This is a genomic window from Haemophilus sp. THUN1692 (genome assembly GCF_059704395.1).
This window is the reverse complement of record NZ_AP046579.1, coordinates 81955-95114: the sequence shown is the minus strand read 5'-3', so window position 1 is coordinate 95114 and position 13160 is coordinate 81955. Positions and strand designations below refer to the sequence as shown.

Here is a 13160-nt window from a genome sequence, read left to right as displayed (position 1 = left end):
AAATTTCAACTGCACTTTATCAAGACAAACTGCAAACGAGACATTATTTTTACAAATAGCAGCAAGATAAACTCATAGAAATTCACGCAGAATAGACTAATTTCCTGTATAATTTTTCACATCTTTATTTAACTCATTACATAAAATATTTTGAGGATTTTATGACAATAGCAATGCAACAACGCGCTGAACTTCAACGACGCATTTGGCAAATCGCTAATGATGTACGCGGTTCCGTAGATGGTTGGGATTTTAAACAGTATGTTTTGGGTACACTTTTCTATCGTTTTATCAGTGAAAATTTTGCCAACTATATTAAAGGTGGAGATGATAGCGTTGATTATTCCGCTTTTAATGATGACAACCCTATTATTGCTGCCATCAAAGAAGACACCATCAAAGCAAAAGGCTATTTTATTTACCCAAGCCAGCTATTTAAAAATGTCGTCGCAACAGCCAACACTAATCCGAATTTAAATACAGATCTAAAAAGCATTTTTACAGATATCGAAAACTCCGCTACTGGCTTCCCTTCCGAACAGGATATCAAAGGCTTATTTGCTGATTTTGATACCACCAGCAACCGCCTAGGTAATACCGTTGCCAATAAAAACAGCCGCCTAGCAGCCGTATTAAAAGGCGTTGCCGAGTTAGATTTTGGTGACTTTGAAGATAATCATATTGATTTATTCGGTGATGCTTACGAGTTTTTAATTTCCAACTATGCTGCTAATGCTGGTAAATCGGGAGGCGAGTTCTTTACACCACAATGCGTTTCCAAGCTGATTGCTCGACTGGCTTTATATGGACAAGACAAGGTCAATAAAATTTATGACCCGGCAGCAGGTTCAGGTTCTTTATTGTTGCAAGCCAAAAAACCATTTGATGAACACATCATTGAAGAAGGATTCTTCGGGCAAGAAATTAATCACACCACATACAACCTTGCCCGTATGAACATGTTTTTGCATAACATCAACTATGACAAGTTTGATATCACCCTTGGCAACACCTTAATGAATCCTCAATTTGGTGAGGATAAACCCTTCGATGCTATTGTCTCTAACCCGCCTTACTCAGTGAAATGGATTGGCTCAGACGATCCGACGTTAATTAACGATGAACGCTTTGCCCCCGCTGGCGTGCTTGCACCAAAATCCAAAGCGGACTTTGCCTTTATTTTGCATGCGTTAAGTTATCTTTCGGCAAAAGGTCGCGCCGCGATTGTCTCCTTTCCTGGCATTTTTTATCGCGGCGGTGCGGAGCAAAAAATTCGTCAATATTTGGTGGATAATAACTATGTGGAAACGATAATTGCCTTAGCGCCAAATCTATTTTTTGGCACCAGTATTGCAGTGAATATTTTGGTGCTTTCCAAACATAAACCCGATACTCAAACCCAATTTATTGATGCTAGCGGTTTATTTAAATCCGCCACCAATAACAACATTTTAGAAGAGGAACATATTGAGCAAATTCTCAAATTGTTTGCCGATAAAGAAGATGTACCGCATTTAGCCAAATCCGTGTCCTTTGAAGACATCGTTAAAAATGACTACAACCTTGCGGTGAGTTCTTATGTGGAACAAAAAGACACCCGAGAGGTGATTGATATCGATAAACTCAACGCTGAAATTAAACAAACTGTTGCTAATATCGACCGCTTGCGTGCAGAAATTGACAAGATTGTGGCGGAGATTGAGGGGTAAAACACCATGAAAAACAACCGCACTTTTTTAGAAAAATTATTGGATGGGGCTGAGGTTGAGTGGAAGCCTTTAATTAAAGTAGCCTCTTTGACAAGAGGGAGAGTTATATCAAAGGAGTATTTAGCTAATAATTTAGGAGATTATCCGGTATATAGTTCTCAAACTGTAAATAATGGTGAAATTGGAAAAATAAATTCATTCGACTTTGATGGAGAATTTGTTAGTTGGACTACTGATGGTGCTAATGCAGGAACAGTATTTTATCGGTCAGGAAAATTCTCAATCACAAATGTTTGTGGTTTGATAAAAATTCAAAATAACCTAGAACTAAACTATAAATTTTTATTTTATTGGCTTTCAATTGAAGCAAAGAATCATGTTTATTCAGGTATGGGAAATCCCAAACTAATGAGCCACCAGATGGAAAAAATCCTAATCCCCATCCCCCCACTCCCCGTCCAAACCGAAATCGTAAAAATTTTGGACGCATTGACAGCACTCCCCAGCGAGCTTACCAGCGAGCTTATACTACGCCAGAAGCAATATGAATACTATCGAGAAAAATTATTATCTTTTGATAGTTTAGAACAATTAAATTCGGGGGGGGGAAGAAGAAACTTATTGATGTATGTATCAATATCTTCTCTGGCAAAAATAAAGAGAGAAATGATAACGGGCTGTATCCAATTTATGGATCAACTGGAATTATTGGGAAAACCAACAAAAAAGAATTTTCTAATGAACAAATTTTGATTGCTCGTGTTGGTGCTAATGCTGGCTATGTTCATATCGCTAAAGGGGAATATGATGTTTCGGACAATACCTTAATTGTTCAAAATAATGAGAATATTGATCTTAAGTTTCTTTATCATACTTTGGTTAATATAAAGTTAAATCAATATGCAAAGGGTGCAGGGCAACCACTTATTACAGCTGGACAATTAAAATCAATGGAGATAAATGTTCCCTCACTCGAAGAACAACAACGCATCGTTTCAATCCTAGATAAATTTGAAACCTTAACCCATTCCATCACCGAAGGCTTACCTTTGGCGATTGAACAAAACCACAAGCAGTATGAGTATTACAGAGAATTATTACTAAATTTTAAACAATAAGAAAATATGCCAAAAACATTAAAAGAATGGAAAAGTTTTGATGACCAACTCTCGCAATTAAAAACACGTGGGCTTGTTATTGAGAATGACTTAAAATCCTTAGGTTATTTAAAAACAATTGGATATTATCGTGTTAGTGGCTATCTTTACCCTTTTCGCCAAATAGATATTTGTAATCCTGAGAAAAAATTAGACCGCTTTATTGAAAATACATCTTTTACTGATATAAAACAACTTTACCTTTTTGATAAAAAATTACGACAATTAGCACTTGATGCTTTAGAAAGAATTGAAATCGCTATGCGTGTGAATATTGCTTATCAATTAGGAAAATATCATCCGCTCGCCCACAAAAAAAGTGAATTTTTTGATTCTAATTTCCGACATTCAGAATGGTTAGATAAGCTTGATAGTTTAATTCGCCGAGAAGGAAAAACAAGTTTTGTAAAACATCATTTAGAACAATACGAAGATCTACCTATTTGGGTATGCTGTGAAGTTTGGGATTTTGGCACAATGTCAAAACTTTATAGTGGGATGAAAAAAGAAGATAAAGACAATATTGCTAAAATATATCATTTAAAAAGTGGAAGACATTTACAAACGCATCTTCACGCTTTTAACATCATTCGCAACATTTCTGCACATCATAGCAGATTATGGAATCGTTCTATTCCTGTAAATGCAACATTAAAAGGGCTAAATGACCCACAGTGGAAAATGCTTTCAACGAAACAAGTATTCGTATATTTTTGTTTAATGAAAAGAATGTTAGATATTATTTGTCCAAATTCAACGTGGGGAGAACGTTTTTTAGCGGTTCTTGATGAATTTCCTAAGGTGCAAAATAATGCAATTTCAATAAGAGATACAGGATTAGTTATTGACCTAAAAGAATGGAATCTATGGAAAAAATGGCCCCTAGCCTTGTGAATCCAACCACTTGAGTTGGCAAAGCCAGGGGAACTGTTGGCACGCATAGTATAAAAATATGGATCCGAGGTCAAGTTCTTTAGTTAAAACTAAAGTTTTCTTGATTAATATTTAAACTATAAAAATTACGACTGGAAAATATATTCAACAAAAATGAGATTATTATTCAATAACTTATAATAACTCAAGTTATTCAGTATTACTGCATAACTGAAAAATATACTAAGGAGCCATTCATGACCTAATACAAAACCATCGCTGAATCCAATAATTTTATCGTTTTAGATCAATATAATAAATTTGTGGAAGAGCCTAACGCTGGTTACCAAACGGAAGGGAGCCTTGAGCGTGAATTTATTCGTGATTTACAGGCGCAAGGTTATGAGTATTTACAAGGGCTTAATAATCACGATGAACTGGTTAAAAATTTACGCATTCAATTACAACGGTTGAATAACGTGGTTTTCTCCGATGTTGAATGGCAACGTTTTTTAGAGGAATATTTGGATAAACCGAGCGATAGTCTGATTGAGAAAACCCGTAAAATTCATGATGACTATATTTATGATTTTGTGTTTGATAATGGACACATTCAGAATATTTATTTGCTTGATAAGAAAAATCTTGCCAATAACGCCCTGCAAGTTATCAATCAATTTGAACAAACCGGCAGCTATGACAATCGTTATGATGTGACAATTTTGGTGAATGGTTTACCCCTTGTACATATTGAATTGAAAAAACGCGGTGTAGCCATTCGTGAAGCCTTTAATCAAATTCATCGCTACAGCAAAGAAAGCTTCAATAAAGAAAATTCTCTCTTTAAATATATTCAGATTTTTGTCATTTCTAATGGCACAGATACTCGCTATTTTGCTAATACCACCAAACGCGATAAGAACAGCTACGACTTCACAATGAATTGGGCAACGGCAAAAAATACTCTGATTAAAGATTTAAAAGATTTTACCGCGACCTTCTTGCAAAAACATACCCTGCTCAATGTATTGGTAAATTACTGCGTGTTTGATGTTTCCGATACCCTATTGATTATGCGCCCGTATCAAATTGCCGCCACTGAGCGTATTTTATGGAAAATCAAAAGTTCTTATTTGGCTAAAAATTGGAGCAATAAAGAAAGCGGAGGCTATATTTGGCACACCACCGGTTCAGGAAAAACGCTCACTAGCTTTAAAGCCGCACGCCTTGCAACGGAATTAGACTTTATTGAAAAAGTATTCTTCGTGGTTGATAGAAAGGATTTGGACTATCAAACTATGAAAGAATACCAGCGTTTTTCACCAGATAGTGTGAATGGTTCGGAAAGTACGGCTGGGCTAAAACGCAATATCGAAAAAGACGATAACAAAATTATTGTTACTACGATTCAAAAACTTAATAACCTGATGAAATCGGAAGATAAATTGCCAATTTACGATAAACAGGTTGTCTTTATCTTTGATGAATGTCATCGTTCTCAATTTGGTGAAGCGCAAAAAAATCTAACGAGAAAATTTAAAAAATACTATCAATTTGGTTTTACTGGCACGCCTATTTTTCCAACTAACGCATTAGGTGCCGAAACTACAGCCAGTGTTTTTGGCATCGAACTTCACTCTTACATTATCACCGATGCGATTCGTGACGAAAAAGTGCTGAAATTTAAAGTAGATTACAATGATGTTCGCCCGCAATTTAAGAGTATTGAAACCGAAAAAAATCTTGAAAAACTGACCGCACTTGAGAAGAAACAAGCCTTTTTACAACCTAAACGCATCGAGCAAATTGCACAATATGTTTTAGATAATTTCAAACAAAAGACCCATCGCTTTAATGCTGGTAATAATGGATTTAATGCGATGTTTGCAGTAAGTAGCGTAGATGCTGCTAAAGCTTATTATCAAACTTTTAAACAGTTACAAAGTGCGGTCAAAAATCCATTTAAAATTGCAACAATCTTTTCGTTTGCCACTAATGAAGAGCAAGATGCGATTGGCGATATTGTCGATGAAAGTTTTGAAGTGGAAGCGATAAACTCCTCGGCTAAGGAATTTTTAAAATCTGCCATTGATGATTACAACGGCTATTTTGCTACCAATTATGATGTGGATGCGAAATCGTTCCAAAACTACTATCGTGATCTCGCCAAACGTGTCAAAAACAAAGAAGTGGATTTATTGATTGTCGTTGGAATGTTTTTAACCGGTTTTGATGCCCCAACCTTAAACACGTTATTTGTAGATAAAAACTTACGTTACCATGGTTTGATTCAAGCTTACTCTCGTACAAACCGCATTTACAACAGCACCAAAAGTTTTGGCAATATCGTCACTTTCCGCGATTTAGAACAAGATACCATTGATGCGATTACCCTTTTCGGTAAATCCAATACGCGCAATATCGTATTAGAAAAAAGTTACCAAGAATATATGGAAGGCTTTACCGATGCAGGTGTCGCCCGTCGAGGGTATTTAGAGGTTATTGCTGAATTGCAAGAACGCTTCCCTGATCCAGATGTAATTCAAACAGAAAAAGACAAGAAAAACTTTGTAAAATTATTTGGTGAATATTTGCGAGTTGAAAATATTCTGCAAAACTATGATGAGTTCGCTGCTTTACAAGCATTTCAATCGCTCGATACCAGCGATGCAAAAGCCGTTGAAGCCTTTAAAGAAAAATATTATTTAACAGATGAAGCTTTTTCTGAAATACAACCAATTGATATGCCAAGCGAACGTAGCATTCAGAATTACCGTTCGACTTACAACGATATTCGGGATTGGCTCCGTCGTCAAAAAGATGGCGAGGAAAAAGCAAAATCGACCATTGATTGGGACGATGTGGTGTTTGAAGTGGATTTATTAAAATCCCAAGAAATCAATTTAGATTACATTTTAGAATTAATATTTGAGCACAATAAAAAAACTAAAAACAAATCTGAGCTTATTGATGAAATTCGTGCCATTATCCGCTCCAGCCTTGGAAATCGAGCGAAAGAAAGTTTGATTGTGGATTTTATTAATCAAACTGATTTAGATAACATTGCCGATAAAGCTGGCATTATTGAGTCATTCTTCCAATTTGCCCAAAAAGAGCAACAACAAGAAGCCAATGAATTGATAAGTACCGAAGGACTTAATATTGAAGATGCCAAACGTTATATTAACGTGTCATTACAACGTGGATATGCAAGTGAACAAGGTACAGATTTAAATGAGGCGCTTCCTAAAATGAGCCCACTTAATCCACAATACCTCACTAAAAAACAGAGTGTTTTCCAAAAAATATCCGCATTTGTAGAAAAATTTAAAGGTATTGGTGGAAAAGTTTAATATATCAACAATTACATCCTGTAGATTGTTCCGAAAAACTGCTCTGCTGGATGTAACTATTATTTGTTCATAATAAAAATTCATTAATGTTCACAAAATTTAGCTAAATCTGCTACATCTTCTAACCACTGATTTCCAATTTCATCAATCAATTCCCCACAATTAAAAACATCAGAATTTTTAGCCGCACTTTCTAAAGTATCCGCTAATTGACGTAAATGATTTAACCCTACCGATGCCGCTGCGCCTTTAATTTTATGGGCAGTCTCTTCTATTTCTTTCATATTATCTTTTGATAATTGAGCCAGATAATTTGGCATCGTTTGTTTGAATAAAGATAAATTTTCTAAAATTTGGGATTTTCCAAGCGTTTCTATCAGCGCTAAATCAAACTGTTCTGAAAGCTCATTATCATCATTCATTTCTATAATAGATTCACTTTCATCCGCAAAAAATTGCTGTAGACAATGGTGTAAATCCTTAATTGAAATGGGTTTGCGTAATACGCCATCCATGCCCATTTCTAAATATTCTTGCTCGCTTTGCATAACATTGGCAGTAAAAGCAATCATTGGCGGTAAAAAATCATAAATACCGTTCTCATAGTTCTCTCGCAAATATTGGGCAATTTCAAAACCACTCATATCTGGTAATTTAATATCTAGCAATAGAATGTCGTAAACATTTTTCTCAAATAAAGTGATCGCCTGCTTGCCATTTGTCGCAACATCAACATGATGTCCAAGTTTTTCTAAAATAGTTTTCGCAACCATAATATTGAGGTCAACATCCTCCACTAAAAGAATGGTCAAGGATGGAATATTTTTCTTAACGAATTCTTTTTCAGAAATTTCTTGAGCATGGAGAGTAAGATGGAAAGTAGCGCCCTTTCCTCGCTCACTTTCAACCGTTAAGTCCCCTTCCATTAACTGAGCGAGATTTTTAGAAATAGCCAGCCCAATTCCGCTACCCGCACTTTGCTGACGACTTTCTTTCACTTGATAATACATTTCAAAAATATGTTTTTGTTCTTCAGGTGAAATCCCCATTCCTGTATCTTTCACAATAAAATGATAACAATCCTGATTCCTCAGGATTTTCAGAATAATATTTCCCTGATCCGTAAACTTCACCGCATTACTAATTAAGTTCCACAAAATTTGGCTCAAGCGCACACGATCAAGATTCAACCAATTAGGCAAATTAGGTTCAAGCTCTAAAGAAAAAATAAGATTTTTTTGTTTAGCGAGGAAACTAGCAAAATTATAAATATCGTTTAATAAGGCGGGGAAATCTGTTGGCTGGCGATTTAATTCAATTCGGCTGGCATCGATTTTTTCCAAATCAATAATATCGCTAAAAATATAGCCTAAACTGACCGCACTTATGTTAATAGTTTTTAAATAATTACGCTGGCGATCATCTAATTCATCATCAAGTAAAATCTGGCTAAGCCCCACAATCCCATTCAATGGCGTGCGCAATTCATGGCTTATTGTGGCAAGTAAGGTACTTTTATCACGGCTATTTTTTTCTAACTTTTCTAATGCTTGAGATAATTTTTTCTGAGCAGCAATTCGCTCAGCGACCTCATTTTCCAATCGATTAACCGAGCTAGAAAGATCAAGACGAGAATGTTCAAGTTTTTCGACCAATAAAGTGAAAAAATAAATAACAAAAGGCGCAGTGAGTAAGCCAAAAGTTACCGAACGAAAAATATCTACCCAAGATATTTGATGAACAATAAATAGACTAAATAAAATCTGAGTACAAAGGGCTAAAACCGCGAGAATCATCACGCCTAAAAGAGAAAAACGAAGGCGCCCAAGACGAATAACCCAATCCACATAACTCTGAGCAAAATATTTGAAATTTTTCATCAAATCTCCTAAAACATTATTATCGTTATAAAAAAGCCTGCACATACAGGCTTTATTATATCCATAAAGTAAAAGAGATTGTTATTACTATGTGTGCGTAAGAAATGAAAAACTTAGTCTTTATTAATTATCTGTTTGACTAAAATTTGTAATTCAGGAATAACTTGTTCTTCAAACCAAGGATTCTTTATTATCCAAAGCTGGTTGCGAGGGGAAGGATGCACAAGAGTCATAAAGTGCGGTAAGAATTGACGATAATTTTTAACAGTGTCAGTTACATTATCTTTATTTTCAGGTAAATAATATTTCTGTGCATATTGCCCAATAAGAATAGTGAGCTGAATATTAGGTAGATGCTCTAAAATCATTGGATGCCATTTTTCTGCGAAACCTTGACGAGGTGGTAAATCACCAGATTGACCTTTTCCTGGATAATAAAAATCCATAGGAAGAACCGCAAATATCCCAGAATTATAAAAATAATCGTAATCCACACCTAGCCAATTACGCAGACGATCACCACTTTTATCATTCCAATATAAACGAGATTGCTCAGCTTTTAATCCCGGAGCTTGACCTACAATATTAATTCGGGCTGTTTTAGGCGCCGAAAATAAAGGGAAAATTCCACGTTCTGTAAAATCTTTATTTTGAGGATCAGCGATAATACTTGAAGTTATTTCGTCTAAATTTTTAAGCATAATGGATGAGATTAGAAAACGAGTATATGAAGTCTATTTGAAAAAATATAAAAAATCAAAAAAGTAAAAAAACCAGTCAATCAACTGATAGCTCATTTTATTCTCTTACTTTTTCTATCTTATATCTTATGATGAATCAGTGAATGTTGGATTATGAAAAGGCAGAAGAAATTATGTAATTAACTGACTTTTTAGCGGTATATCGCCAAACCAATGACATTAATGTTGCGGAAACCTATCACTATTTTTCGGCTGAATGAGATGCAGATTTTGTAATAAAAAGGACAAAATAGTCAATAGAAATCCCACTTCAGTAGGATTTTTTAAAAATACCGCCTTTTTAAAATTCCGTGTGAGAATTGCATAAAACAATTTAGTAAGAAGCACTTTTCTCTTTCATCCGTAGCACCCCGCTATAATTTTTGGCAAAACTTGTTCAAGTTTTCTCATTAGAGTGATTACTATACCACACAAAGACTTGTTTTTTATTGTCATTTATTTAGAATTAGAAAAAATCAATACAAATAATTATCGTCAAGATTATAGTTTATGTGCAAAAATTTTTTAATCAACGAATGTGTCTTTTTATTAATAATCGGAGCTAGTATTCAACCGAGTGTAGCAGCAAATCTAAATTCTTCGAATATAGATGAGTTATTACCTATTATTGTGAACACTGACGAGGATAATAATAAACTACCTGGTCGTTCAGTATTAAAACAGAAAAATATCGAACAACAACAAGCTGACAATGTAGCGAATTTAATTAATATTTTACCAGGTGTGAATATGGCAGGTGGGTTTCGCCCTGGCGGACAAACATTAAATATTAATGGAATGGGCGATGCTGAAGATGTTAGAGTTCAGTTAGATGGTGCTACAAAAAGTTTTGAAAAATACCAACAGGGTTCTATTTTTATTGAGCCTGAATTATTAAGAAGAGTAACAGTAGACAAAGGAAATTATTCTCCTCAATATGGTAATGGTGGTTTTGCTGGAACGGTAAAATTTGAAACTAAGGATGCTAGGGATTTCTTGCAAGAAAACCAGAAAATAGGTGGTTTTTTAAAGTATGGAAATAATAGCAATAATAACCAAAAAACTTATAGTACTGCACTAGTTTTACAAAATGAACAAAAAAATATTGATTTATTATTATTTGGTTCTGTAAGAAATGCTGGTGATTATAAAAGACCCGATAAGAGCAAAATTCTTTTTTCAAAAAATAATCAAAAAACTGGATTAATAAAAGTAAATTGGCAAATTTCACCCGAGCATTTACTCACATTATCGAGTGTTTATGGTATTCATAAAGGCTGGGAGCCTTTCGCAGCGAAAAGAGATATCCTACCTAAACCGAGTTCGAATGATATAATGCGCTATGGTGCTGATATTGCTTGGAAACGTAAACTGGTTTATCGAGATCAAAAAGATGAAAATTACACATTAAAATACAGCTATCTACCTGAAAATAACCCATGGATTAACTTATCTACTCAGTTCAGCTACAGTAAAACCACACAAAATGATACTCGCCACGAAAAAGCCTTTTCTGTATTTCTGGGTACACTCGGTAATCAAAGCTGGATAACTTATTCAGATCTTACTTTTGATATAAATAACACAAGTACTTTTAATATTAAAAGTACTCGGCATGAACTATTATTTGGTTTGCAATGGTTAAAAAACACAAGAAATACTTTAATGTATCACAAGGAGAAGATGAAAGATAAAACCTATAATTATGGCTATTTCCAACCTTATTATATGCCTTCTGGACGTCAATATACACAGGCGTTTTATTTACAAGATCAAATAACATGGAAGAATTTAATTTTTAGTACAGGGATGCGTTATGACCATATCAATAATATAGGGCAGAAAAATTTAGCACCACAATATAATGATATATCTGCGGGGCATAATTATAGTCAGAAAAATTATAATGGTTGGTCTTATTATTTAGGTTTAAATTATGATGTAAACCATTATTTAAGTTTATTTACAAATTTTAGTAGAACTTGGCGTGCACCTGTTATTGATGAACAGTATGAGACGCAATTTAAGCAATCTTCTGTGCCTGCAACCTCTTTAAATTTAGAAAAAGAAATGATTAATCAGACCAGAGGAGGAGGAATTGTTACGCTTAATAATTTATTTCAAGAGGATGATACCTTTCAATTTAGAGCCACTTATTTTTACCACCGTGGTAAAAATGAAATATTTAAAACCAGAGGAGTTAATTGTGTAGGCAATGCTGCAGATACCAATAATAATGTTTGTCCTAAAATCATTGGAAATTATCGTAATTTGCCAGGTTATGTTATTCAAGGCGCAGAGTTAGAAGCTTATTATCAATCCACTTATTTATTTGGTGAGCTAACATATTCTTATGTAAAAGGAAAACGTGACACCTCACCAAGAAACCCATGGGGTAAAATCTCAACATGGATTGCAGAAATTCCCCCTAGAAAGGCAACTGCTACTTTAGGTTTCAATGTTCCAAAATATTATCTCACAGTAGGTTGGCGTGCTGAGTTTGTAAGAAAACAAGATCGATCGCCATTATCTGGTGACCCGAAAGCATCATATTGGTCATTACCAGCTTCAAGAGGATATAGCCTACATAGCTTATTTCTTTCTTGGACTCCTGAAAAAATTAAAGGTATGAATGTTAAGATTACAGTGGATAATTTATTCAATCGAGCATACAACCCTTATCTAGGCGAATTGGCTTCTGGAACAGGTAGGAATATCAAATTTAGCCTATCTCAGAAATTTTAGAATATAGCCCGATTGAATGTAATCGGGCTATATCATAACTATATCTAGACAAAGCCTACTACACAAGATGGAACTATAAGTACCTATATTCTTTAGAGAAAAGCAATTTACGGCAAATTGAGAGTTAATATAGGAGATATATTAAGACAATTACATCACTATAAGAATGTAGAGATAATAGGTATAATTCCCTATACTAATTTCATTGTTCTTTGTAGAGCAAATTTAAGTAATAAATCCAAAGATACATACAATATCTGAAATTATAGATGAGTATTAAAATTATGTTTTATCCCCTTACTTTCATAATAGGAGCTAAACTCACCTAATTGTTTAAATATAATTTTATGCCCAGTATCTAGCTTAACAACAAAGTCAATGTATATTTCTTCTTGTTTTCCTTTCTTTCTGATTAATATCATTAGCTTTCATAGATATCACTGTCCCAAACGATACTCCATTGTTCTAATTGGCTTTTCTACTATAGGAATATCATCAGAACAAGCCATAAAGAAAAGAGCTAAAGCACCGGCATTATGTAATAAGTTTTCAATAATTTGCTGTCATTTTTCATATAACACCAACGTATCTTTATAACATTGTGGTTTACTTAAATTACCTTTTGCAACAAGTTTCAACTCCCATATCAGCATCATTGTGATCTCTCTTGTTCTAAATTTATAGCAACTATCTAAATAGCAAA

7 protein-coding genes and 2 pseudogenes are annotated in these 13160 nt (G+C 34.4%); 7 read left to right on the top strand and 2 right to left on the bottom strand.

Annotated features, from left to right (window positions below):
- Window positions 1–161: 161 nt before the first annotated feature.
- The 5 genes and pseudogenes from AC6H0A_RS00480 to AC6H0A_RS00460 all read left to right on the top strand — a co-directional run bounded on the left by AC6H0A_RS00480 (window position 162) and on the right by AC6H0A_RS00460 (window position 7092).
- Window positions 162–1709, top strand: coding sequence for a type I restriction-modification system subunit M (locus AC6H0A_RS00480; protein ID WP_005639463.1), 1548 nt, complete (start codon window positions 162–164; stop codon window positions 1707–1709).
- Between the two features lie 6 nt (window positions 1710–1715).
- Window positions 1716–2285, top strand: a pseudogene (locus tag AC6H0A_RS00475) (restriction endonuclease subunit S); the annotation flags it as partial.
- Between the two features lie 14 nt (window positions 2286–2299).
- Entirely contained in the window at window positions 2300–2827 is a 528-nt protein-coding gene (locus AC6H0A_RS00470; protein ID WP_371316044.1) for a restriction endonuclease subunit S, read from the top strand.
- 6 nt (window positions 2828–2833) lie between these two features.
- On the top strand, window positions 2834–3760 hold the full coding sequence (locus AC6H0A_RS00465) for an Abi family protein (protein ID WP_005639460.1): 927 nt from the start codon (window positions 2834–2836) through the stop codon (window positions 3758–3760).
- Between the two features lie 254 nt (window positions 3761–4014).
- Window positions 4015–7092 carry a type I restriction endonuclease subunit R gene (locus AC6H0A_RS00460; protein WP_371316043.1) on the top strand — a complete coding sequence of 1026 codons (3078 nt, stop codon included), beginning with the start codon at window positions 4015–4017 and terminating at the stop codon, window positions 7090–7092.
- Window positions 7093–7175: 83 nt separating this feature from the next.
- On the opposite strand, the gene AC6H0A_RS00455 is transcribed toward AC6H0A_RS00460, so the two are convergent.
- Both AC6H0A_RS00455 and AC6H0A_RS00450 read right to left on the bottom strand, forming a co-directional pair.
- Window positions 7176–8972, bottom strand: a complete 1797-nt coding sequence (locus AC6H0A_RS00455; protein WP_044231995.1) for an ATP-binding protein — start codon at window positions 8970–8972, stop codon at window positions 7176–7178.
- Window positions 8973–9085: 113 nt separating this feature from the next.
- Entirely contained in the window at window positions 9086–9673 is a 588-nt protein-coding gene (locus AC6H0A_RS00450; protein ID WP_005639455.1) for a uracil-DNA glycosylase family protein, read from the bottom strand.
- Window positions 9674–10222: 549 nt separating this feature from the next.
- Here AC6H0A_RS00450 and AC6H0A_RS00445 point away from each other — a divergent pair.
- Together AC6H0A_RS00445 and AC6H0A_RS00440 are read left to right on the top strand one after the other, a co-directional pair.
- A complete protein-coding gene (locus AC6H0A_RS00445) occupies window positions 10223–12457 on the top strand; it encodes a TonB-dependent hemoglobin/transferrin/lactoferrin family receptor (RefSeq protein ID WP_005639453.1) in 2235 nt (744 codons plus the stop codon).
- A 96-nt stretch (window positions 12458–12553) separates the two neighbouring features.
- Window positions 12554–12637, top strand: a pseudogene (locus AC6H0A_RS00440) (IS200/IS605 family transposase); the annotation flags it as partial.
- Window positions 12638–13160: the final 523 nt, after the last annotated feature.